A 22,425-nucleotide genomic window follows, 5' to 3' on the forward strand; every position below is an offset into this window, starting at 1 on the left:
GCTTCTTCGCTCCCTGCGGCGACCGGTCCTCACGGATCTCGAACACTGCAACCCCTGAACAACTTCAGGTGTTGCAACGATCCCTAGAACCCAAGCGTGGGGGCCTTTCGTGCGCCAGGAGAGTACGGAAGCTCCCCGCGTGCACCTGAGCGGTGGCCGAATGAGAGGGCGGAATGGCGTTGCCGCCACCGCGGGTGATGAGGAAAGTGGAGTTGTGGGGAACTTGAGGGAAGTAGTCGTGGTCGGTTACGACCGCACGGCGCTGCTGGACCTGGCGGGGCCGGTAGAGGTGTTCCAGGCGGCGAACCACGGGGGTCAGCGCTACCGCGTCACCGTGGCCACGCTCGGGGGAGAACCGTTCACCGCCACCGCGGGGGTGCGGATCGGGGCAGGTGCGGACCTGCGCACGCTCGACCGGCCCATCGACACGCTGCTCGTCGTGGGCGGCTGGGGGTACGACGAGGCCGCGACCGACCCGGTGCTCACGACGCACCTGCGGCGGCTCGCGCTGAAGTCGCGGCGGATCGCGGGCGTCTGCACCGGTGCGGTGGTCCTGGCGGGGGCCGGGCTGCTGCACGGGAAGAAGGCGACGACGCACTGGGCGTTCACGGGCGAGCTCGCGGCGCGCGGGGTCGACGTGGAACCGGACGCGATCTTCGTGTGCGACGGTCAGGTGTCCACTTCGGCCGGTGTGACGGCGGGCATCGACCTGTCGCTCGCGATGGTCGAGCAGGACCACGGCCCGGCGCTGGCCCGCCGGATCGCGCAGTACCTGGTGGTCTTCCTGCAGCGCAGCGGTGGCCAGTCGCAGTTCAGCGTGCACACCCGCACGCCACCGGTGTCCGACGACGCGCTGAGGGCGTTGCTGGACGCGATCCACGCCGACCCGACGCGTGAGTGGACCGTGCCCGTCATGGCGCGCAGGGCGATGATGAGCGTCCGCCACTTCGCCCGCGTCTTCTCGCGCAGCGTCGGCATCTCACCCGCGCAGTACGTCGAACGGGCCCGTGTCGAGGCCGCGGCCGACCGCCTGGCCAGCACCGGTGACGGGCTGGACCTGGTGGCGCGGCAGAGCGGTTTCGGCTCGGCCGAGACGTTGCGCCGGGCCTTCCTGCGCGTGCTCGGCGTGTCGCCGGGCAGCTACCGCGCCCGCTTCCGGACGACGGGGGTCGCCTGATGGACGTCGCGTACGTGCTCTACCCGAACCTGACCGCGCTCGACCTGGTCGGGCCGTTCGAGGTGCTCGGCTGCGTGCCGGTCGTGACACCGCGCTTCGTCGCGCGGACGCTCGACCCGGTGCGCTCCGACAACGGCCTGACCATGGTGCCCACCGACACGTTCGACACGCTCAAGTCGGCGGACGTGGTCGTGGTGCCGGGGTCGGGCCGCTGGAGGGAGGTGCTGCGCGAGTCCGCCGAGCTGGTGGCGTGGCTGCGGGAGGTGCACTCGACGACGAAGTGGACGACGTCGGTGTGCACGGGCTCGACGCTGCTCGCCGAGGCCGGGGTGGTCACGAGGGCCACCACGCACTGGGCCGCCCGCGACGACCTGACCGCGCGCGGGGTGCAGGCGTGCACCGACCGGGTCGTGTTCGACGGCAAGGTCGTGACCGGTGCGGGCGTGTCGGCCGGCATCGACATGGCGTTGCAGCTGGTGGAACGCGAGTTCGGCACGGCGGTCGCGCAGACCGTGCAGGTCGGCATCGAGTACGACCCGCAGCCGCCGCACGCCTACGCGCAGATCCCAGCGGAGATCGAGCAGAACCTCAGGGCGCTGTTCGCCGCGAGCCCGAGCTGATCCGGCCGCCGGCCAGCTCCAACACCCGGTCGGCGGCGGCGTGCACGGCGTCGTGGTGCGTGGCGATCAGCACCGCGGCGCCGTCGTCGGCGACCCGGCGCAGCAGCCCGATCGTGGCGTCGGCGCTCACGGCGTCCAGGTGCGCGGTCGGTTCGTCCGCCAGCAACGCCGACGGCTTCGCGACCACCGCACGCGCCAGCGCCGCCCGTTGCTGCTGCCCGAACGACACCTGCGCCGGGTACCGCCGGGCCAGGTCCGCGATCCCCAGCTCGGCGAGCACGTCCGCCACCGGGCCGACCGGCAGCCCGCGCAACCGCAGCGGCAGCGCGACGTTCTCCTCCAGCGTCAGCTCGGTCGCGAGTCCCAGCGACTGCGGCAGCACCGCGCACGCCGACCACGCCGCCGGCCCCGGCGTGACGGTGCCGGAGTCGGGGAAGTCGAAGCCGCACAGGACGGACAGCAGCGCCGTCTTGCCCGACCCCGACGGCCCGCTCAGCGTCACCAGCTCGCCCGGTGCCACGGACAGGTCGATCCCGCGCAGCACCTCGACGCCGCCGAACGACCGCCGCACCCCCGTCGCGCTGATCACGACGCCACCAGCGGCACGCAGAGGTCGGCCAGCTCGACCAGCCGCGGGTCGTGCGAGGCCACGAGTACGGGCACCGGCAACGACGTCAGCGTCTCCAGCACCAGGTCCGCCGACCGCGCGTCGAGCTGCGAGGTCGGCTCGTCCGCCACCACGACCGAGGCACCGCGCGCCAGCGCGCAGCCGAACGCGAGCCGTTGCTGCTGCCCGCCCGACAACGCCCCGATCCGCCACGTCCCCGAGCCGCCCAGCCCGAGCCGTTCCAGCAGCGACAGGTCCGTCGCGCCCGCCGCCCGCAGGTTATCGCCGACCGTGAGGTGCCCGATGAGGTTGTCGGCCGGGTTCTGGAACACGACCGCGATCTCCTTGCGCCGCAAGGACCGCAGCTCGCGCCACGACAGCTGCGAGGTCGGCCGGTCGTGCACGAAGACCTCGCCGGCGGACGGCCGTTCGACCAGCGACAGCACCCGCAGCAACGTCGACTTGCCCGACCCGGACGGCCCCGACAGCACGGTCAGGCCGGGCGCGGTGCGCAGCGACATGTCCGCCACCGCCCGCACCCCGCCGTAGGACACCCCGACGCCACAAGCGCGAATCACCTGAGCAGCTCTCCCATCCGCGCGGTGCGCACGCCGCGCAACGCGAGCCACGCCGCCGCCGCGACCACCGCCGCACCGCACACCACCATCAGCCCCAGCAACGGCACCAGGTCCGGCAGCACCGGTGCCGGGTTCAGCCACGGCGCCGGGTCCAGCCGCGGCACCGCGGCCCCCGCGCTCACGAACGACGCCACCGCACCGACCGCCACCGCCGCCACCGCGATCGCGCCCACCTCCAGCAGGTGGCTCGACCACAGCAGTGCGGGCTTCATCCCCATCCGCGTGGACAGCGCGCCCGACACGGCGTTCTGCCGCCGCCGCACCTCGATCGCCAGCAGCAGCGCCACCGCCGCCACCACCGCGAGCACCACGCCGATCGCCGCCACGAACCCGAACGTCCACTGCACGGTCAGGAACGGCAGCCCGTCGAGCACCTTCGCGCGGTCGGCGACGTTCGTGTAGTGGATGCCCGCCTTCTGCAGCTCCGCGGTCAGCGCGCTCACCGGCAGCGACGACCACAGGTGCCACGACCCGACCTGTTCGGGCGCGGGCACCGCGGACCGCGTGATGACGTACCCGCGGGTGCCGAGCTTCGGGAACGACGGCAGCGACTCGGACGGCTTCAGCAGCGGCAGGCCGGGGACCTGCATCTCCTGGTTCGCCGCGCGCCCGATCCGCACCGCGGAGGCGACCGCGCCGGTCTTGCCCAGGCCCGCCAGCACCGCCCGCACCCGGTCCGGGTCGCCGACGATGGCCGCGTCGGTGAACGTCGCCGGGTCCACGACGAGCGCGCCGGAGCTCACGCCGACGAGCGTTGTGGTGCCGCGCAACGACTCCGGCAGCGCCACCTTGCCGGTGGCGAGGTCCTGCGACACCTGCGCCGTGCTGTTGGCGCCCACGTGCACGGCGGACTTCGAGTCCAGCGCCGACCGCTGGGCACCGGCGACCGAGCTGCCGACCGCGATCGTGCCGACCGCCAGCACCCCCACGAGCACCACGCCGGTGACCGGTCCGGCGGCCGCGGCGAGCCGGCGCACCGCCAGCTGCGCGGCCGGCACCCGCCAGAACTGCACGCGGTGCGACCAGGTCAGCGTCCAGCGCAGCACCCGCGTGGCGAGCAACGCCGCCGCGAGCACCACCAGCAGCGGGAACGTCAGCGCCGCCGCGTCGATGCGCGGCAGCTCACCGGCCCCGGGCCGGGTGCCCAGCCCGTTCTCCGCGAGCCGCAGCCACGCGAGCACCGCGAGCCCGCCGACCGCGAGCTCCCACGGCAGCACGGCGAGCCGCCACCGCCGGGGCCGTCCCTGGAACGTCCGGTGCGTCCTCCAGCAGGCGGTCAGCACGGTCACCGCGAGGCTCAGCACCACCACGGCCAGCACCGCACCGAGCGCGGTCCACAGCGTTCCCGGCGCCGGCGCCGTGCCCGGCCCGTAGAGGGGCAGCAGCACCCGCGCGGCCACCAGTCCCAGCACACCGCCGAGCACCAGCGGCAGCCCCAGCTCCAGCACCCCGCGCAGGCCCAGCGCGAGCGGGCCCGCACCGCGCACCCACAGCAGCCGCAGCTCGGAGTGCCTGCGCTGGGCCCACTGCACGGTCACCGTGCCGACACCGGCGAGCCCGACGAGCACGCTCACGACCACCAGCGGCAGCAACGCCGACCCGACGTTGTCCCGCGCGGTGGCCGACGCGGTGATCGCGGCGCTGACGAGGTCGGTCCTGGTCAGCGGGAGGCCGAGCTTCGCCAGCAGCGCGTTCCCGTTGTCGCGCAGCGCTTCCGCCTCGGCGATGGTGGTCACCGGCTCGGCCGGGAACCGGATCGACACCGTGGCGCTGGAGAAGTCCGCCGGCAGCAGTGCGAGGTCGGCGGCCTGGTGCACCCAGATCACCGACGTGCTGGCGCCCTCACCGGCCAGCGGGTTCGGCACGACGGTCTTCGCCTCGGAACACCACCAGTCCGCCACCGGGTGCGCGAGGTCCGCGTAGATCGCGCTGACCACGAGCGTCGACCCGACGAGCCGGTCGCCGATCTTCACCTTCGCGGCGGACGCGACCGTCTGCGGCACCCACAACCCGGTGCCGCCGCCCTGCAGCACCCGCAGGTGCTCGGTGGCACCCGGCCGGTACCCGAACCGCGCGTAGGTCGCGAGCCCGGTGAAGTCCGGCCGCGCGATGTTGGTGTAGACGGCACCCAGGCCGCCGTTGGTCGTGGCCGTGCGGACGGCCTGCGCCAGCGGAATACCGTCGCCGTCGAGGGAGGGGTGCATCGACTGTGGACAGACGCGGCCCTGCTGGTAGGCGAGCGCCGCGCTGCCGGCCGCCGAGGAGTGCAGGACCGCCGCGGCCACCACGAAGCCGAGCAGCAACGTCGTCACGATGCTCACGACGAGCGTGAGCGGGCTCGACAGCGCTGCCCGGGGGGCGGCTCTCCACGGCAACTGCACCAGCGCACGCTAACCGGCGAGCTGCGTTTTCGGGAGCCCTTGGCCGTTCTCGTCGCCGGACCTACACCCAGCTCCACCGGATGCCGACCCAGTTCACCGACACGTTCGACTCGAAGTGGTGCACCGAGTGCGTGTGGTCGAGCGACAGGTCGATCGTGCGGTGCGGCTCGGTCTCCTCCCAGTCCTGCAGGTAGACGTGCGGGTCGACGGGCAGCGCGGCCGGGTCGAAGTGGACCTCGATCAGGCTCTGCGCGAGGAAGCACCGCACGCCGTGCGCGTACTCGACGCTGTCCACGCGCGTCGGGTCGTGGATCGAGTACTCGAACACCCACGTCTCGCCCAGCCGCAGCGGCCGGTCGAACAGCAGCTCCTCCACGGTCGTCCGGTCCTCCAGCACGGTCTGGCCGAGCCGGCAGTTGCGCAGCGGTTCGTGCGCCACGCGGACCAAGTCGTCGCCGTAGTAGTGCGCGTTGTAGCGGTCCACGCCGTCGGTGTGCGCGCGGACGACCATCTTCACCAGGGCGCGGGAAGCGTGCCGGTCGGCGTCGACGAACACCCGGTCGTGCCGGGCGACGACCTCCAGGTCGTTGGCGTCGAAGCCGGGCATCATGCCGGGCACGACGTCCGGCCAGCCGCTCGGACCGGTCTGCTCCAGCAGGTCCAGCAGCGAGCGGTGCGGGACGTCGAGCAGCTCCTCCAGCACCGCGACCGCGCGCAGCGACTTCGGCGAGACCGGCCGGACCCGGCCCTGCTGCCAGTCGCTCAGCGTCGACAGCGCGACCGGGACGTCCTGCTGGGCCAGCCGCGAGCGCAGCCGCTCCAGGGTGAGCCCACGCCGGCGGATCGCGGCTCTCAGCGCCGCGTGGAACGGCCCGATGCGCAGCAGTGCCTCGAGACTGGGCGTGGTGCTCACCCCCGTGAGCCTAACGACTCCGCGGAGCCCACCGGTTACAGCGAGAAGCCCTCCGGGAACGGGTCTGCCGGGTCGAGCAGGTACTGGCCCATCCCGGTGATCCACGCCCGGCCGGCCACCGTCGGCAGCACGGCGGTGCGGTCGCCGAGCGCGACCTCCTCCAGCAGCGTCCCGATGAAGCGGGTGCCGATGAACGACTCGTTCACGAACTCCGCGCCCAGCGCGAGCTCGCCGCGGGCGTGCAGCTGCGCCATCCGGGCGCAGGTGCCGGTGCCGCAGGGGGAGCGGTCGAACCAGCCGGGGTGGATGGCCATCGCGTTGCGCGAGTGGGCGCCGTCGTGACCGGGCGCGGTGAACTGGACGTGCTTGCAGCCGCCGATCGCCGGGTCGGTCGGGTGCACCGGCCGGTTGGTGCGGTTGATCTCGTCCATGATGGACAGTCCGGCGGCGAGGATGCGGTCCTTCTCCATGCGGTCGAACGGGATGCCGAGGTCCGCGAGCGGCAGGATGGCGTAGAAGTTGCCGCCGTAGGCCATGTCGTAGCGGACCTCGCCGAGACCGGGCACGGTGACCGTCGCGTCGAGCTCGTGGGCGTAGGCCGGGACGTTGCGGATCGTCACGAGCCTCGTGCGGGTGTCGTAGTCGGCGAGCACCAAGCCGGCCGGGGTGTCCAGCCGGACCGTCGTCACCGGCTCGGTCACCGCGACCATGCCCGTCTCGACCAGGACCGTGGCCACGCCGATGGTGCCGTGGCCGCACATCGGCAGGCAGCCGGACACCTCGATGTAGAGCACGCCCCAGTCGGCGTCCTGACGGGTGGGCGGCTGGAGGATCGCACCGCTCATCGCCGCGTGGCCGCGCGGTTCGTTGACGAGCAGCTTGCGGACGTGGTCGTGGTCTTTGATGAAGTTGAGCCGCTTGTCGGCCATCGTCTCGCCGGGGATGACGCCGACGCCGCCGGTGATGACGCGCGTGGGCATGCCCTCGGTGTGCGAGTCGACCGCACTGAAGTACCGGGCGAACCTCATGAGGTGGCCAGCTCCATGTCGGCCTCGATCCGGGTGCGCTGCGCGTCGGACAGCGGGCCGCGCGGGGGACGGCACGGTCCGCCGAAGCGGCCGACGAGGTCCATGCAGTACTTGATGGCCTGCACGAACTCGGTGCGCGAGTCCCAGCGGAAGGCGGGCACCAGGCGTTCGTACAGCGACCGGGCCTCGTCGAGCTTGCCGGCCCGCGCGAGGTCGAACAGCTCGGCCGACTCGGCCGGGAACACGTTGGGGTAGCCCGCGAACCAGCCGGTGGCGCCCATCAGCAGGCTCTCCAGCACCACGTCGTCGGCACCGGCCACGACGGTCAGGTGCGGTGCGGCGGCCCGGATCTCCAGCACCCTGCGCACGTCGCCGGAGAACTCCTTCACGGCCACGACGTGCTCGATCTGGCCGAGCTCCGCGATCAGGTCCGGGGTGAGGTCGACCTTGGTGTCGATCGGGTTGTTGTAGACCATGATCGGCAGACCGGCCTTGGCGACCTCGCGGAAGTGGTGCACGACCTCGCCGCGGTTGGCCCGGTACATCGTGGGCGGCAGGCAGAGCACGCCGTCCGCACCGTCCTCGGCGGCCAGTTCGGCCCAGTGGCGGGCCTGGTGCGCGCCGACGCCGTGCACGCCGACCACCGCGATGCCCTTGCCCTTGACCGCGGCGATGGCGGTCTGCGCGACCTCCCGGCGTTCGGCGTCGGTCAGCGACGAGTACTCGCCGAGCGAGCCGTTCGGGCCGACGCCGCGGCAGCCGGACTCGACCACCCAGCGGCAGTGCTCGGCGAACCGGTCCAGGTCGGGCCGCAGCCCGGCGGGCGCACCCGCGTCCTCCTTGTACGGCAACGCGGTGGCGACGATGACGCCGTCGAGACGTTCGGTCATGAGTCCTCCTCGGGGAGCGCGGCGAGTTCGCCGAGCGGGATCGGGACCGCGATCACGCGGCGCTGGTCGTCGAACGGGATTCCGGTGAGCTCGGCGGCGTTGCGGGCGCAGATGCGGCCCTGGCAGCGGCCCAGCGCGACCCGGCTGGTCAGCTTGAGCTCGCGCATGGTCGTGGCGGCGGCGGTGTCGAGCGCCGCGCGGGTCACCTTCTCGCAGCGGCAGACCGTGGTTTCCGGTGTGAGCCAGGTCCGCCAGCCGGGCCGGACGGCGTGCACCCGCGCCAGTGCCGCGGCGAACAGGCGGCCGTCGCGCACGGCCCTGAGCGCAGCCGCCGGTGGTTGCCGCCCGGCGGCCGCGGCCCCGGCGACGACGCCCTCGGCCTCGGACAGGTCGGCGCCGCCGATGCCGGTGACCTCACCGGCCGCGTACACGCCGGGCACCGAGGTCCGCTGGTGGTCGTCCACGTCGTAGAACCCGCCGGTCCTGGCGGCGTGCGGGACGAGGTCGGCGCGCGGCAGGAAGCCGTAGCCGACGCACACGAGGTCTGCCCGCACGGTGCGGTGGCCGACCGGGCGCCAGGCGCTGTCGAGCTTCGCGACGGTGACGCGGTCGCCGTGCTTGGCGACGACGGCGGTGCGGGTCTCCAGGCGCGGCAACACCCTTCGGTACCGCGCGAGCTCGGCGACCTTGTGCCGGTTCGCGGCGACCGCCCTGGCCTCCTTCGCCCACGCCAGCGGCGAGTTCGCCTCGTAGACGCCGACGAGGGTGGCGCCGAGGTCCTGCAACGCGGTCGCGACCGGCAGCAGGAACGGGCCGGTGCCCGCGACCACCACGCGTTCGGCGAGGGTGACGCCCTGCTTGGCCAGCGCCTGGGCGGCACCGGCGGTGATCACGCCGGGCCCGTCCCAGCCGGGGAAGGGCAGCGGGCGGTCGTAGGCGCCGGTGGCGACGACCAGCGCGTCGAAGGGGAGCTGCCGCGGGCCGCGCAGGTGCAGGACGCCGTCCTCGACGAGCCACGCCTCGGTGTCGCGGAGGTGGGTGACGCCGGGGTGCGCGAACGTGGTCCTGCCGCGCAGGAACTGGCCGCCCGCCTCGGGTTCGGAGTCGACCATGACGATGTCCGCGCCCGCGTCGGCGGCGGTCCTGGCGGCGGCCATGCCGGCCGGTCCGGCACCCACCACCACGACCCTCACGACGTGGTCCTGATGGTGTCGCCGTCCGCGAGCCGGTGCCGGCAGGCGCGGACCTCCGGGGTCCCGTTGATCTCGACGACGCAGCCGAAGCAGACGCCGATGCCGCAGAAGAACCGGCCGGGCAGCAGCTCCGCGACGTGGTCGGCCTCGCGGGGGAGGCCGTTGAACGTGACCTTCACACCAGCACCTCCGGCCGGTCGACGCGGAACGGGTGGGGATCGACGTGCGGCGCGGCACCGGTGAGAAGCTCGGCGAGCAGCCGCCCGGTTGCCGGTGCGAGCCCGACACCGGCGCCCTCGTGCCCCGTGGCGTGCCACAGGCCCGGTGTGCGCGGGTCCTCGCCGATGATCGGCAGGTGGTCCGGCGCGTACGGGCGGAAGCCGCCGTACGCGCGCATGACCGGCACTCCGGCGAGCATGGGGAACATCGCGATCGCTCTCCGCGCCAACGCCTTCAGGACCTTCGACTCGATCGTGTCGTCGAACCCCTTGCGCTGCCGGCTCGACCCGATCAGGACCGTGCCGGCCTGCGTCGACTCGACCACGCCGGAGGTCTGCAGGTCGGCCTCGCCGCTCGCGACCGCGCCGACGTAGTCCGCGTCGTAGACCTTGTGCCGGATCGTGCCGGGGATCGGCGTGGTGACGAGGACGACGCCGCGCCGGGGCAGGACGTTCACGCCGAACCGGCGCGCCCACGGCCCGGTCGCGTTGACGACGGCACCGCAGTGCAGGACGCCCCGGTCGGTGGTGACGGACCTGCCGTCCACCGCGGACGTCTCCGCCTGGAGGACCCGGATGCCGCGCAGCAGGGTCCGCGTCGCCTTGACCGGGTTGAGCTGGGCGTCCTGGAGGTAGTGGACCGCGGCGGTGACACCGGGGTTGAGGTGCGGTTCGCACGAGAGGGCTTCCTGCGCGGTGAGCTCGCACGCGTCGATGCCCGCGGCGCGCTGCCCGGCGGCGAAGGCCCTGAGCGGTTCGACGGCCTGCTCGGTCGTGGCGACGACGAGCCCGCCCTTCTCCTCCCACTCCGCGTCCTGCGCCAGCTCCGGCCACAGCTCCCGGCTGGCTCGGGCGAGCTCCAGCTCCGGCCCCGGCCCCTTGTCGCTGACCAGCACGTTCCCCTCGCCGGCCGCGCTGGTGCCCGCCGCCGGCCCGTGGCGGTCGACGACCAGGACGTCGAGCCCGCGCGCCGTCAGCGCCTGCGCGCACGCGGCCCCGACGATCCCCGCTCCCACCACCACGACGTCCGGGTGCATCACTCCACCTCCGTTCAATAGAATGAACGTTAGTGCTTCGGGTACTCCAGCACCAGTACCGAGCTGACCTCACCGCCGACGGTCTCGTACAGGTGCGGCACCGAGCCGGGGAAGCACACGTAGTCGCCGGGCCCGAGCTCGAACGGCGAGTCCGTCGGCCCCACCCGCAGCGTCCCGCCGGTGACCAGCACGTGCTCCTTGCCGGGATGACCTTCGCTGGTCTGCGTCGCACCCGGCCGCACACGCTGGTCGTAGATCTCGATGACGGTGTCCGCGACGTCCATCCGGCGCATCAGCCGCAGGTCGACCGCGTTGCTGCTGAGCTGCTCCACGTCCCTGGCCCGCACCAGGATGACCTCCGGCGCCGTCCGCTCCGACAGCAGCTCCGACACCGGCACGTTCAAAGCGTTCGACAAACTGAACACTGTCTCGATGGTCGGGTTCCCCGACCCGCTCTCCAGCTGCGACAGCGTGCCCTTCGCGATCGACGACCGCCGCGCGAGCTCCGACAACGACAACCCGCGCTGCTCGCGAAACGCCCTGATGTTGGCGCCGAGCACCCGACCCGCACTCATACCGCGAGATCGTTGCATAGGCTGACCGCATGACTGCCTACACGGAGGCGGAGGGCCAGACGCTCCGCACCGCCGTCTTCGGTGCCATGGTCCTGGTCTCCACCGCGGACCCCGGCGCCGTGGACGAGGAGAGCCACGCCGGCATCCGCGCCATGACCCTGCTCTCCGACGACCTGCGCGAAGTGATCGCCGCGGCCCCGCCGTCCCTGCCCCGCGGCTCGTCGGCCGACGTGGAGGAGGGCGTCCTGACCGCGCTGCGCTCCGCCGTGGACATCATCGCCGCGCACGAGCCGCGTGACGTGCCGATCTTCCGCGCGGCGGTGGCGGAGATGTGCCGGTCGGTGGCCGGGGCCGACGGGGCGGTGGCGGTGGCCGAGAAGGCGGTGGTGGAGCGGGTGGTGGCGGCGCTGGGCTCCTAACCGGCCTGCTCGCTCTCCCGCACGAGCCCGCGTGATGGCGGGCTCGTGTGGCAGCCTGCCCACCTCAGTGAGCGTCGTGTGGTGGCGCTGTTCCTCGGCCTGCCCGTCCAGGACGGCCGACGACCCGGCCCGGTGGCGCGACGAAGGTCCTCAGCCGTTCCGTCACGTCGTGCTCGGCCGGGACGCCAGCCACGCGCTGTGCTCCTTGCTGATCGCCCCCTCGGCCTCCGCCACCGCGGCGGGCCAGTCGGCCTCCTCCACGTCGGCGAGCCGTTCGTAGATCAGCGCCAGGTCGCTCGCGGCCGCGGAGTAGCCGAGGGACAGGTTCTCGTGCTGCTTGAGCCCCAGCCACGCCGCGCCGCCGGCGACCGCCGCCGCCATGACGCCGGACATGTCGACGTCCCAGGCGCCCATGACGCGGGCGCCGGCGAACAGGATCGCGACGAACTCGCCGGCGATCAGCAGCATGCGCCACAGGTTCGCGCGGAACTCGTTGGTCGCGGCGCGGGCTTGGTACCACTCCAGCTGGTCCTTCACCCGGCCCTCGCGGTAGGCGGTGCGGCGGTCGGCGAAGGGCTTGCGGCGCAGTTCCTCGCGGCGCTCGGCGCCGGAGGGGTTCGTGCTGGCCAGGCGGAGCTTCTTGCCGTGTTCGGCCACGACCTCGGCGATCCTGAGCTGCAGCAGCTGCTTGGCGCCGGCTCCGGTGAACGGGTCGGCGCCCACGGCGTAGCGCCACACCAGCGACTTGATCTGCTCGGCGACGGCGCGGCCGGCGTTCCACTTCTGCTCGGGGTGCTGCGCCCACAGCAGGATTTCCGTGAACAGCGCGACGAAGAAACCGGCCAGGGCGACGAACGCCCACAGGTCGTAGGTGCCGCCGATCTTCCACTTGAACGCGCCGCCGATCGCGGCGACCACGGCGCTCACCAGCCGCACGCGGCTGAGCAGCAACGTCTTCCGCTGCCCTTGGCGGGACGCCTCGTCCGCGTCGTGGAAAAAGCCGGGCAAGTCCGCGTCGGTCATGTGCTCCCTCTCCGCCAACGCTGATCGTCTGCCTCCGAACGTTGTCGTATCACGTCCCGCTCCAGCGCGGAGGAGGTACCGCGGACGAACCGGGGTGTTCACCCGGACAGCCGAGAGGCGGCTGCTGCTTTCGCGGCGCAAGACGTCCTACCCGCCTTCCTGAGCGGAGGAGGTCCCGTTCTCAGCTACCGCCGCGCATCATGGGGTCATGCTGGAAGCACTGCGGCGGCAGCTGAGCAACGGCCTGTTCGAGAGGGTCGTGGGCCCGGACCGCGAAGACCAGGTCCGCACCATCCACGAGGCACCCGGCCCCCGCATGTTCGCCGACGACCGCCCGATCCGGCAGGTGCACGCCGACCACGCCATGTTCATCGGCGGGTTGCGGGCACTGCTGCTGCAGTCGTTGCACCCGCTGGCGATGGCGGCGGTGGCCGAGCACTCCGACTACCGCACGGACCCGTGGGGGCGTCTTCAGCGCACGAGCCTCTTCGTGGGCGTGACCACGTACGGCACGAAGGAGGACGCGCACAAGGCGATCGACAAGCTGGCGCGCATCCACACGTACATCCACGGCACGGCGTCCGACGGGCGCCACTACCGCGCCGATGACCCGCACCTGCTGGAGTGGGTGCACGTGGCCGAGGTGGACAGCTTCCTGCGCTGCCACCAGCGCTACGGCGAGCAGCCGCTCGACGACTACGACGGGTACGTGCGGGACATGGCGGTGATCGCGCGGGCCATGGGCATCGCGGACCCGCCGGAGACCACGCGGGAGCTCGCGGACCGGCTCGACGCCTACCGGCCCGAGCTCAAGGGCACGCCGGAGGCCCGGGAGGCGGCGCGGTTCCTGCTCCTCAAGGCACCGCTTCCGCTGGTCGCGAAGGGGCCGTACGCGGTGCTGGGCGCCACGGCCGTGGCCACGTTGCCGGTGTGGGCGCGGATGCCGCTGCGGCTGCCCTACCTGCCGGTCTCCGAGGCCACCGGGGTCAAGCTCGCCGGCCACGCGTTGATGCGCGGGCTGCGGTGGGTCACGAGCTGAGGAAGTCCACCACCAGCGGTGACGCGACCGCGCGGAACTCCTCGAAGTAGCCGTGCCGTGCGCCCTCGATCAGCTCCATGCGCGCGCCCGGAATCCGTTCGGCGATCAGCGGTGCGTTCGCGGTGGGGTTGAAGATGTCGTCGGTGCCGTGCACGACCAGGGTCGGGCAGGAGATCGACGGCAGGGCGTCCCACGCGTCGTGTTCCGCGCTGGCCATGAGGTGCAGCTTGCGCGCGTAGGGCGGCATCGCGGGATCGCCGAGCGTGTTGAACGGGCCGCGGTACGCCGGTGTGTACATCAGGTCGACGAGCGCCTTGCGCGCCTTCATCTGGTCGACCTGGGCCAGCGACCTCCTGACCTCGGCACTGCGCTCCACGGCGTGCGGGCCGCCGGGGGAGGTGCAGCCCAGCACTAGTTGGGAGACCCGCTCCGGGTGGGCCGCCGCGATCCACTGCGCGATCCGCCCGCCCATCGACGTGCCGTACACCAGGGCCTGGTCCAGGCCGAGGTCGTCGAGCACCGCGACGCAGTCCGAGGCGAACAGCCGTGTGCTGTACGGGGACTCCGGCTTGTCGCTGGAACCGGTGCCGCGGTTGTCCATCACGATCGTCGTGAAGTGCGGAGTGAAGTCCGGCAGGACCTGCCGCCACCACCGCGACGAGTTCGCCTGGCCCGCGATGAGCAGCAGCGGAGGGCCAGAGCCCTCGACCGAGTAGAAGAGCGCGGTTCCGTCCGTCGCACGAGCGTGGGGCACGGGTGCGCAGTCTACGACCTTGACGCGGTGGTAGATGGTCTAGTCCAATTCACGGTGGACCCCCTGCCGGCCGCCACGCGTGAGGGATGGATCAGCCATGACGTTGTTCGCTCGAATAGCCGCGGTGGCCGCACTGGTGCTCGGCACCGTGCTCGTGAGCCTCGCCCCCGCCAGCGCCGCCGGAGTCACGGCGACGGTCACCAAGCAGTCCTGGGCCACCGGGTACACCGCCACGGTCACGGTCAAGAACGAGACCAGCGCGGCCATCGGCTCCTGGAAGGTCGAGTTCGACCTCCCCGCGGGCACGAGCGCCGGTGCCTACTGGGACGCGCTGCTCACCAAAAGCGGTAACCACCACGTCTTCACCAACCGCGAGTACAACGGCTCGGTCGCGCCCGGCGCCAGCGTCTCCTTCGGGTTCAACGCCACCGGCACCGCCGACCCGCAGAACTGCACCGTCAACGGCGCGGCGTGCGCGGGCGGCGGCACCCCGCCGACCTCCACGACCACGACCAGCGCCACCACAACGACCACAACGACCACCACTACGACGACGACCACGAGCGGACCGCCGCCCACGGGTTCGTTGCCGCGCAAGGTCCTCGTCGGCTACCTGCACGCGAGCTTCGCCAACGGCTCCGGCTACCTCCGGATGCGCGACGTGCCGGACGAGTGGGACGTGATCAACCTGTCGTTCGCGGAACCCACCAGCGCCACCAGCGGTGAGCTGCGGTTCGCGCAGTGCCCGGTCGCGGAGTGCCCGAACGTCGAGTCCGAGGCCGACTTCATCGCCGGCATCCGCGCCCAGCAGCAGAAGGGCAAGAAGGTCCTGATCTCCATCGGCGGCCAGAACGGCCAGGTGCGCCTGGAGACCACCGCCGCGCGCGACGCGTTCGTGCGCTCGGCGTCGGCGATCATCGACAGGTACGGCCTGAACGGCCTCGACGTCGACTTCGAGGGCCACTCGCTGTCGCTCAACGCCGGTGACGTCGACTTCAAGAACCCGACCACGCCGGTCATCGTGAACCTGATCTCCGCGTTGAAGTCGCTGAAGTCCCGCTACGGCGCCGACTTCGTGCTCACGATGGCGCCGGAGACGTTCTTCGTGCAGGTCGGCTACCAGTTCTACGGCGGCACGGGCGGCGCGGACACCCGCACCGGCGCGTACCTGCCGGTGATCGAGGCGATGCGCAACGACCTGACGCTGCTGCACGTCCAGCACTACAACTCCGGCCCGATCATGGGCCTGGACAACCAGTACCACTCGATGGGCGGCGCGGACTTCCACGTGTCCATGGCCGACATGGTGCTCGCCGGGTTCCCGGTGCGGGGCGACGCGACGAAGTTCTTCGCGCCGCTGCGCCAGGAGCAGGTGGCGATCGGCCTGCCCGCGTCCGTCAACGCCGGCAACGGCTTCACGTCGGTCGCGGACGTCCACACCGCGCTGAACTGCCTCACCAAGGGCACGAACTGCGGCAGCTACAAGCCGAAGGGCGTGTACCCGAACCTGCGCGGCCTCATGACGTGGTCGATCAACTGGGACAAGTTCAACGGCTCCGAGTTCTCCAAGCAGCACCGGGCCTACCTGCCGAGGTAGCGCCGCCGCGGGCGGTTCCGCTGTCGTCCCCCGGCGGCGGAACCGCTCAGCACGCCTGCCGGAACGCCAGGTGCAGCCGGGCCGTGATCTCCTGCGCCGCCTCCTGCGGGCGCGCCAGCAGGGCGTGGAACGGCACCGCGGCACCGGACTGCACCCTGATCCGCGCGGCCGTGCAGAACCCGCCGGCACCCGGCAGGTGGCCCGCACCGTGCTCGGTCAGCCCCGCGGCCGGTTCCAGCCCCGCGGTGACGGCGACCGCGGCCGGCGCGGGCACACCGGAGAGCCCGGACAGTTCGGTGAGCAGCCGCAGCGACCGTTCGACCTGCTGCCCCAGCGCGGTGCGGTCGACCACCGACCCGTGCGCGTCGTACCGCAGGGGAGACCACGCGCACCGCTGGCCGGAGCGGCGGACGGCGAGCCCGCGGTGACCGTCCGGGCTCGGCGCCGACCGCACCCACACCGCGTCCGCCGTGACGTCGGAGGTCAGCCGCTCGGAGCCGGTGAACAGGCCGTGCCCGCGCCCGTGCGCGGCCAGGAGCTCCCGTAGGCGCTCCAGCGCGGGCACCTCCAGCCGTCCGTACTCGTCCATCGGCACGAGGTGGACCTCGACGGCACACCGCTCGACCACCGAACCGGTGCCGATGAGGTCGGTGCGCCAGCTCAGCTCCACCGGCCGCTGCCACGTGATCGCGGCGCCGTGGCCCGTGACCTGCGCGGGCAGGCGGGGCGCCGAGGCGAACAGCTCGGCGGCGACCGCGAGGGTGAAGGCGGCGGCGTTGCCCGCCGCGATCGACTGCCACCCGGCGCGGTCGGTGTCCAGCTTGCGCCCGTCGGCCTTGTCGCTGATGCCGCGCACCGTCAGGAACGGCGCCCGGTTCAGGTGCGCCGCCTTCGCCGTGCCCGCGCTCTCCAGCTCGACGGCGGCCGCGTCCGAGTAGTGCCGCCGCAGGTGCTCCGCCGACGGCGTGAGCCGGGAGTCGAGCACGACCTCACCGGCGGCGATCGGCCGGAACACCACCCTGGGCGCGGTGGGCAGCCGCCACCGCCCGTCCCGGCTGACCGCACGCGCGATCTGCTCCAGCTCGTGGTCGGCGTCCCACGCCTGCGGCCGCGCGCCGAACCCGTTCTCGCCCTCGACACCGCCGTGGTGGCCGTAGACCTTGGTCGCGACGACGACGGCGCCCAGGTCGAGGTCGTCGTGCAGCGCCCCCGCGATCCCGGCGAAGAACACGGCCCGCGGCCGGAACTCCGCGATCGCCCGTTCGGCCAGCACCGCGGCCGGCTGGTTGCCCGCACCCGCCGACGCCAGCGCCACCCGCCCGGTGCCGCCCCGGATCCGGCCGACCTCGAACCGCGTGCCGGCGGCGTGGCGGAGTACCGCCGGCTCCTCGACGAGGTCCCTGACCGCGGTGTACTCGCTCTCCAAGGCCGTCAGCACGACAACGATGTCGGACGCTTCGCTCGTCACGGTGATCCTGTCCTGGCAGCGCACTCCTGCGGGCAAGCTACCCGCAAGCCGAGGCTGTTTCCCGCCGTGTCAGGTTTCTGTCCTTGAACCGGCATCTCGCCTGCGGAGCTGACGCGGAATGCGGTCAGCCGCGGAACTGCCGGACCTCCGTCCATTTCGGACCAGTGGCGGCGGTACGATAGGACAAACGACCAGTTCGGTGGTGCAGAGGTTCGTCATGCACAACTTGATCATAAGACGGATGCGACCTGGGGATCTGGCTTCGCTGGACCGGCAGCTGGGTCAGCGGCAGTACTTCGCTGACCGGCTTGAACGCCAGTCGGGCGGCCTCGGCGTACTTCTGGTCGCTTGGCAGGGCGACGCGCCGATCGGCCACGTCTTCTTGTGGCTGGCGCCTGCGGAGGAACCAGAGATCCGGACGCATCTGCGGGACGTTCCGCTGATCACGCACCTGGAGGTGCACCCGGGTCACCGGGGGCAGAAGGTGGGAACCAGGCTGCTCGAAGCCGCAGAGCGGCAGTTGGCGGCCATGGGCCACCACAAGGTCGCGTTGGCGGTGGAGGAGAGCAACACGGCAGCCGCCAGGTTGTACATCCGGCTCGGGTATGCGTCTTGGCCCCACGAACAGGTGAAGTGCTACTCGTATCCAGACGAGCACGGCCACCGGTTCGTAGAACTGTGCGACGTGATGGAGAAGCCGCTAGCGCCGGAGGTACCTGCTGCAGAGGCCCAGCCCGAGGTCAGTCACGACCGCGCGGAGGTCGTCCTTGCAACGGTGCCGCTTCCGGTTCGGCTGTAGTGTTCCGAGGTGTCGGCGCCATGTGCTCCGATCGGTGCGCCAGGCCTGCAGGTAGTTCTCGCACCGTTCGGGACTGATGAGTTTCGAACGCTCCAACGCCGCTGTCAGCGAGCTGAGTTTTTTCGCCTTCCGTTCAGCGTCGTCCTCGAACCGACGCACCATCTCCATGGTCTCGAGGATGAAATTCGACCTTTTGAGCAGGTATCGGGACCAATAGGCGGTGTCGGCATCCGTCAGTGACCTCTTGTCGTCCAGGAGCCAGAACAGTCCCTCCGCCAGCACGTCGCCGAACTCCTCCAACCTCGCCCGCTCGTCGAACTCGAACGGGTCTGATGCCGTTTGGAACGCGGCGCCGATGACGGCTGTCGGCCGCAGCTTCTTGTCGCCGAGCAGGAAGAACCAGTCCTCGTTGTAGATGTCAGGAAAGAACGACGACCTCGACTTGGTGTGCACCGCGAGCGCGCCTCCACCGACGAATGCCTCTTGTGCCCCCTCGGCCTCGCGATATGCGCGACACACGACGGAGTTGTCGGGGTATCCGCCTATGCTCAGGCCGGCCGCGGCGTAGTTGTCGGTGAGTGCGGCCGCCCTGCGCAGGTCCGCCGGGTCGGGTACCTCGATGTCGTCGTCGAGGAAGACGATGCGTTCCCAGCCCGCCACCTGTGCGATCACGAGCCCGAGATTGCGTTTGCGGCTGATGTCGCTGTGCCAATCGAACTTCGTCCTCGCCAGCAAGGCGCTGGTCTTGAACCGGGGCAGCAGTCCGGCGGGGAGGCTGTCCACGTCGACAGCGAGCACCTCCACCTTTCTTTCGACTGCGAGCATGCTCACCGCATCTGTCGACGTCTTGTCGCCACTGCACATCGCGATCAGAGGGCAGTTCAGCGACGTGGCGAGGGCGATGGCGTGGTGCATGGCCTGAGGCTCGCGAATGGTGGGTACGATTATCGCGTCCACTGGCGCCTGAGGCGAGTTCTTCGGCGCGGCGTAGAGCAGTGCCCGGTGTGAGCCGTGGTGATGCCGGGACTGTTTACTGGGCGTCATCGGTCACGCTGTTCACGCGGGCCATTCGTGCAACAGTTGTTCGGGATCGGTCCAGTCCGGAGTCACAACCGCTCCTCCGGGAAGGACTTGCACGCGACTGATGATGCTGAACGAGTCGTAACCGGCGAACCGGCTTCGTACATATGCCGTGTTGCGATCGCGGAACCGGGTGTCTGACAAAGCCCGGGCAGCGCCGAGCACTCCGCGCGAGTACATGCCGTTGCAAATGGTGACAGTGCGATCTTTGTTAAAGGGGTTGCGCGACCGGTAGAAGTGTGCGACGTCCTGTTCGAGCAGTCTTCGTCCGTCGATCGTGCGCAGTTCGGCCTGGAACGTCCTGACCACCACGCCGTTTTCGACGACGTCGAACCCACCTGTGTCCGTGTCGTCGGGCCGACCCTGCTGCTGCACGGGCAGGCTCATGCGCTGCAACACTTCGCCGGTCACCTGGTTCCAGTCAACTCCGCCCAGCAGCACGAGGTGACCGATGTACTCGTCGGTTGCGAGGTTGTCCGACCCCGGGCGCACGTACACGGTGCTGTCGGGGTTCATCGCGCGGATGTGACCGTGGATCTCGAAGAGGGAATCCAGGTCGGAGTACTGGTACAGCTCGATGTAGTCCGGGTCGTCCGAGTGTGATGCGGGAAGTTGCCGCAGCAGCTTCGGCGGCAACGCGGAGCAGACGATCGTGATGTCCTCGCCTGGCGGGAACCGCCACAGGTTGTCCGTGAACGCCGCCGCACCTCCAGCATGGTATTCGCCTTGCGCCCTGTTGCGCAGGTCGATGAGCTCGGCGAGCAGAGAGTCCCTGATCGCTTGCTCTTCCTCGGTCAAGTGGGTGAGGACCTGGTACGGCCGACGCTCTGTGGAACGCGAGGTGGCGAAGAAGGTGGCGTAGGCCTCGAGGCGGTGCTCCGGAGGAGGAACCGGGTTGGACGTCCGTTCCCAGGACGAGATCAGCGGGACACTGACGTCGAACGCTTCGCCGAGTTGCTCCTGTGTGATGCGCTTGCCCGGCCAGCCCTGCTTGCGCAGCGAGCGCAGTCGCCGCGCCAGGTGTTGTGCCGACTCCTCGGCAGAAGACATGCCGTCACGTCCTTCAGTTTCGCTTCAGTCAACCGAAGACTTTGCAGACAATCTTCCCTATTGCCTGAACTTCAGTCGAGCCTTACTCTCAACTATAGTCCTAAAAGTAGATCAACTGAAGTTAACTGAAGTTCACTGCCCAAACGGGTGAACCACCGCCAGTGCCCGTACCTCCGCACGTTCGAAGGTCAGGAGGCGGGGAGCCATGAGTACCCCCTCGATACAACCGTGTCAGCGCACGATCCTCGCTGTGGCCATGACACCACCGACGGCCTGCAGCAACCTCGTGATGGCCTTGCTGCGCAGGGCCGTGATCGACCTCGTCGAGCACGCGCTCGTGGACAGCGGCGTGACCCCCGACCTGCGGGACCGGTTCGTCGACCGCGGCGACTGGCTGATCGTGCTGGTCCACCCGACGGACCGGATTCCGAAGACCTGGCTGCTCACCAGGCTCGTACCGCGGTTGAAGGCGCTGCTCGACGAGCGCAACGCCGGGCAGGACCACCCGTTGCGGCTGCGGCTCGTCATCCACCCCGGTGACGTGGCGTGCGACGACTTCGGCTGGTTCGGCGAGGACATCGACATCGCGACCAGGCTGCTCACCGCGTCGACGCACGAGCAGGCCACCGCCCCGCTCGTGCTGGTGGTGTCCGAGCCGATCCACCGCTCGGTGATCCGGCACGGCTACGACGGCGTCGACGACTGGGTGTTCGTGCCGCTGCCCAGGGTCGAGGTGGCGGGCGAGGAGTGCAAGGGGTGGGTGCACGTCCCCGACGAGGTGTGAAGCGCGGCTCCCGCCCTCCCGGCCGGACGACGGGAACCACGCTCTGGCCTCAGGCCAGCGTCGACCAGAACTGGAGCTCGTAGGCCTGCAGCAGGCGTCCGTAGCGCCACGCGTGCTTCGGCTGCCACCCGGCGTCGAGCGCCGCCTGGATCGCCGCCAGCGCCCGCTCCTCCACCTGCGGGGCCGGCTGGGCGAAGAAGTCGACGAACCCGCACGCCTCGTCGCCGAAGTCGTAGTGCTCGCGCAGGCCCTTGGCCATCCGGGCGCAGTAGCCGCCCCACGCCGTGAAGTTCGCCAGGATCGCCAGGACGACGTCCGTGGGCTCGCCGTTCAGCGCCATCCACGACTGGTAGGCCGGGTAGGCCTGGCAGCCGGGGAACGGCTCGTGCGCGTGGAAGTCCTTCGCGGTCATGCCGGCCGCGCGGGCCAGCGGCTCCAGCATCGGCAGCACCAGCTCCTCGCCACCGGCGAGCAGGGTGAAGAACGCCCGTGCGTTCGGCTCCTCTGCCTTCGCGGCGAGGGTGAGGAATGTTCGCCAGTCGGAGGAGACGATGTGGTGCTCCTCGGCGGCGAACGTGGCGATCACGGCGCGCGGGGCTTGTCCGGTTTCGATCAGTTTGACCACGAGGTTGTCGTGTTCACCGGGGTGCAGCTCCGTCCGGATGCGCGTGACCAGGTCCTTTGCGTTCATGGATCATGATTCTTGCGCACCGCGGAAATCGTTCGCCAGAGTGCGGGGCGTTCCTGCACGATGTTTTCTCGTGGCTGAACACACCTACCGAGTACTCGTCCGCGGTCGCTTCGCCGACCTCACCGACGACCAGCGCACCGCGCTGCGGGAACGCCTGGAGGGCTTCGACTTCCTGCGCGACGCCGGGTTCAGCGAGGAGGGCGCGCTGACGTTCGACGAGAAGCTCGACTTCTTCAGCTACCGCGTGATCCTCACGGCGGCGGAGAAGCCGGACGACGCGGGCCTGCGGCGTGCGAGCGCCGCCCTCGACGAGCTGGGCGTCGACTTCCGCGGCCTCAAGGCCAAGGTCACCGACATGGACGAGATGAAGATCAACCGCCCGAAGCGGCTGGGCTGACCGGGACGGACCGGTCCCGTGCTCCAGGGCGGAGCACGGGGCCGGTT

General features: G+C 71.1%; 24 protein-coding genes. 8 read left to right on the top strand and 16 right to left on the bottom strand.

Going from position 1 to position 22,425, the window contains the following annotated elements; translation table 11 throughout:
• Positions 1 to 238 precede the first annotated feature (238 nt).
• Complete coding sequence (locus tag AB0A63_RS19085) at positions 239 to 1,177, top strand: DJ-1/PfpI family protein (RefSeq protein ID WP_360392715.1); 939 nt, start codon at positions 239 to 241, stop codon at positions 1,175 to 1,177.
• On the top strand, positions 1,177 to 1,797 hold the full coding sequence (locus AB0A63_RS19090) for a DJ-1/PfpI family protein (RefSeq protein ID WP_360392718.1): 621 nt from the start codon (positions 1,177 to 1,179) through the stop codon (positions 1,795 to 1,797). The genes AB0A63_RS19085 and AB0A63_RS19090 overlap by 1 nt, the downstream gene beginning before the upstream one ends.
• Here AB0A63_RS19090 and AB0A63_RS19095 read toward each other — a convergent pair.
• The 10 genes from AB0A63_RS19095 to AB0A63_RS19140 all read right to left on the bottom strand — a co-directional run bounded on the left by AB0A63_RS19095 (position 1,766) and on the right by AB0A63_RS19140 (position 11,277).
• On the bottom strand, positions 1,766 to 2,386 hold the full coding sequence (locus AB0A63_RS19095; RefSeq protein WP_360392721.1) for an ATP-binding cassette domain-containing protein: 621 nt from the start codon (positions 2,384 to 2,386) through the stop codon (positions 1,766 to 1,768). The genes AB0A63_RS19090 and AB0A63_RS19095 overlap by 32 nt on opposite strands.
• Positions 2,383 to 2,925: an ATP-binding cassette domain-containing protein gene (locus tag AB0A63_RS19100; RefSeq protein WP_360393730.1), complete on the bottom strand. Its 543-nt coding sequence runs from the start codon at positions 2,923 to 2,925 to the stop codon at positions 2,383 to 2,385. The genes AB0A63_RS19095 and AB0A63_RS19100 overlap by 4 nt, the downstream gene beginning before the upstream one ends.
• A gap of 53 nt (positions 2,926 to 2,978) precedes the next feature.
• The gene (locus AB0A63_RS19105; RefSeq protein WP_360392723.1) at positions 2,979 to 5,363 is read right to left on the bottom strand and encodes an ABC transporter permease; all 2,385 of its coding nucleotides are present in this window, start codon (positions 5,361 to 5,363) and stop codon (positions 2,979 to 2,981) included.
• Positions 5,364 to 5,484: 121 nt separating this feature from the next.
• Positions 5,485 to 6,336 carry a hypothetical protein gene (locus tag AB0A63_RS19110; RefSeq protein WP_360392726.1) on the bottom strand — a complete coding sequence of 284 codons (852 nt, stop codon included), beginning with the start codon at positions 6,334 to 6,336 and terminating at the stop codon, positions 5,485 to 5,487.
• 35 nt (positions 6,337 to 6,371) lie between these two features.
• A complete protein-coding gene (locus tag AB0A63_RS19115) occupies positions 6,372 to 7,364 on the bottom strand; it encodes a proline racemase family protein (RefSeq protein WP_360392729.1) in 993 nt (330 codons plus the stop codon).
• Positions 7,361 to 8,254, bottom strand: a complete 894-nt coding sequence (locus tag AB0A63_RS19120) for a dihydrodipicolinate synthase family protein (RefSeq protein ID WP_360392732.1) — start codon at positions 8,252 to 8,254, stop codon at positions 7,361 to 7,363. The genes AB0A63_RS19115 and AB0A63_RS19120 overlap by 4 nt, the downstream gene beginning before the upstream one ends.
• Positions 8,251 to 9,447, bottom strand: coding sequence for an FAD/NAD(P)-binding oxidoreductase (locus AB0A63_RS19125; RefSeq protein WP_360392735.1), 1,197 nt, complete (start codon positions 9,445 to 9,447; stop codon positions 8,251 to 8,253). Before AB0A63_RS19125 ends, AB0A63_RS19120 begins: the two co-directional genes overlap by 4 nt.
• On the bottom strand, positions 9,444 to 9,626 hold the full coding sequence (locus tag AB0A63_RS19130) for a 2Fe-2S iron-sulfur cluster-binding protein (RefSeq protein WP_360392738.1): 183 nt from the start codon (positions 9,624 to 9,626) through the stop codon (positions 9,444 to 9,446). The genes AB0A63_RS19125 and AB0A63_RS19130 overlap by 4 nt, the downstream gene beginning before the upstream one ends.
• Positions 9,623 to 10,702 (bottom strand): FAD-binding oxidoreductase, encoded by a 1,080-nt coding sequence (locus tag AB0A63_RS19135; RefSeq protein ID WP_360392741.1) that lies wholly within the window; start codon positions 10,700 to 10,702, stop codon positions 9,623 to 9,625. Before AB0A63_RS19135 ends, AB0A63_RS19130 begins: the two co-directional genes overlap by 4 nt.
• 29 nt (positions 10,703 to 10,731) lie before the next feature.
• On the bottom strand, positions 10,732 to 11,277 hold the full coding sequence (locus AB0A63_RS19140; protein ID WP_360392744.1) for an XRE family transcriptional regulator: 546 nt from the start codon (positions 11,275 to 11,277) through the stop codon (positions 10,732 to 10,734).
• Positions 11,278 to 11,306: 29 nt separating this feature from the next.
• On the opposite strand from AB0A63_RS19140, the gene AB0A63_RS19145 reads away from it, so the two are divergent.
• Positions 11,307 to 11,696 (top strand): hypothetical protein, encoded by a 390-nt coding sequence (locus tag AB0A63_RS19145; RefSeq protein WP_360392747.1) that lies wholly within the window; start codon positions 11,307 to 11,309, stop codon positions 11,694 to 11,696.
• A gap of 162 nt (positions 11,697 to 11,858) precedes the next feature.
• Here the strand turns inward: AB0A63_RS19145 and AB0A63_RS19150 are convergent, their stop codons facing one another.
• Positions 11,859 to 12,719, bottom strand: a complete 861-nt coding sequence (locus AB0A63_RS19150; protein ID WP_360392750.1) for a DUF4231 domain-containing protein — start codon at positions 12,717 to 12,719, stop codon at positions 11,859 to 11,861.
• 208 nt (positions 12,720 to 12,927) lie between these two features.
• Here AB0A63_RS19150 and AB0A63_RS19155 point away from each other — a divergent pair, with 208 nt between their 5' ends.
• Positions 12,928 to 13,758, top strand: coding sequence for an oxygenase MpaB family protein (locus tag AB0A63_RS19155; RefSeq protein ID WP_360392753.1), 831 nt, complete (start codon positions 12,928 to 12,930; stop codon positions 13,756 to 13,758).
• On the opposite strand, the gene AB0A63_RS19160 is transcribed toward AB0A63_RS19155, so the two are convergent.
• The gene (locus AB0A63_RS19160; RefSeq protein ID WP_360392756.1) at positions 13,748 to 14,512 is read right to left on the bottom strand and encodes an alpha/beta fold hydrolase; all 765 of its coding nucleotides are present in this window, start codon (positions 14,510 to 14,512) and stop codon (positions 13,748 to 13,750) included. The genes AB0A63_RS19155 and AB0A63_RS19160 overlap by 11 nt on opposite strands.
• 97 nt (positions 14,513 to 14,609) lie before the next feature.
• Here AB0A63_RS19160 and AB0A63_RS19165 point away from each other — a divergent pair, with 97 nt between their 5' ends.
• Positions 14,610 to 16,109: a cellulose binding domain-containing protein gene (locus tag AB0A63_RS19165; protein ID WP_360392759.1), complete on the top strand. Its 1,500-nt coding sequence runs from the start codon at positions 14,610 to 14,612 to the stop codon at positions 16,107 to 16,109.
• A 46-nt stretch (positions 16,110 to 16,155) separates the two neighbouring features.
• Here AB0A63_RS19165 and AB0A63_RS19170 read toward each other — a convergent pair whose 3' ends face one another.
• Complete coding sequence (locus AB0A63_RS19170; RefSeq protein ID WP_360392762.1) at positions 16,156 to 17,577, bottom strand: 5'-methylthioadenosine/S-adenosylhomocysteine nucleosidase; 1,422 nt, start codon at positions 17,575 to 17,577, stop codon at positions 16,156 to 16,158.
• A gap of 217 nt (positions 17,578 to 17,794) precedes the next feature.
• Between AB0A63_RS19170 and AB0A63_RS19175 the strand changes: the two genes are divergently transcribed.
• Positions 17,795 to 18,376, top strand: coding sequence for a GNAT family N-acetyltransferase (locus AB0A63_RS19175; RefSeq protein ID WP_360392765.1), 582 nt, complete (start codon positions 17,795 to 17,797; stop codon positions 18,374 to 18,376).
• Here the strand turns inward: AB0A63_RS19175 and AB0A63_RS19180 are convergent.
• On the bottom strand, positions 18,278 to 19,291 hold the full coding sequence (locus AB0A63_RS19180; RefSeq protein ID WP_360392768.1) for a hypothetical protein: 1,014 nt from the start codon (positions 19,289 to 19,291) through the stop codon (positions 18,278 to 18,280). The two genes, AB0A63_RS19175 and AB0A63_RS19180, sit on opposite strands and share 99 nt — an antisense overlap.
• A gap of 141 nt (positions 19,292 to 19,432) precedes the next feature.
• A complete protein-coding gene (locus AB0A63_RS19185; RefSeq protein WP_360392771.1) occupies positions 19,433 to 20,506 on the bottom strand; it encodes a helix-turn-helix transcriptional regulator in 1,074 nt (357 codons plus the stop codon).
• 256 nt (positions 20,507 to 20,762) lie between these two features.
• Here AB0A63_RS19185 and AB0A63_RS19190 point away from each other — a divergent pair, with 256 nt between their 5' ends.
• Complete coding sequence (locus AB0A63_RS19190; RefSeq protein ID WP_360392774.1) at positions 20,763 to 21,290, top strand: hypothetical protein; 528 nt, start codon at positions 20,763 to 20,765, stop codon at positions 21,288 to 21,290.
• A 49-nt stretch (positions 21,291 to 21,339) separates the two neighbouring features.
• On the opposite strand, the gene AB0A63_RS19195 is transcribed toward AB0A63_RS19190, so the two are convergent.
• The gene (locus tag AB0A63_RS19195; RefSeq protein ID WP_360392777.1) at positions 21,340 to 21,981 is read right to left on the bottom strand and encodes a transcriptional regulator; all 642 of its coding nucleotides are present in this window, start codon (positions 21,979 to 21,981) and stop codon (positions 21,340 to 21,342) included.
• 70 nt (positions 21,982 to 22,051) lie between these two features.
• On the opposite strand from AB0A63_RS19195, the gene AB0A63_RS19200 reads away from it, so the two are divergent.
• On the top strand, positions 22,052 to 22,378 hold the full coding sequence (locus AB0A63_RS19200; protein ID WP_360392780.1) for a DUF6204 family protein: 327 nt from the start codon (positions 22,052 to 22,054) through the stop codon (positions 22,376 to 22,378).
• Positions 22,379 to 22,425 lie beyond the last annotated feature (47 nt).

The organism is Lentzea sp. NPDC042327, from assembly GCF_040647275.1.
Classification (GTDB): Bacteria; Actinomycetota; Actinomycetes; order Mycobacteriales; family Pseudonocardiaceae; genus Lentzea.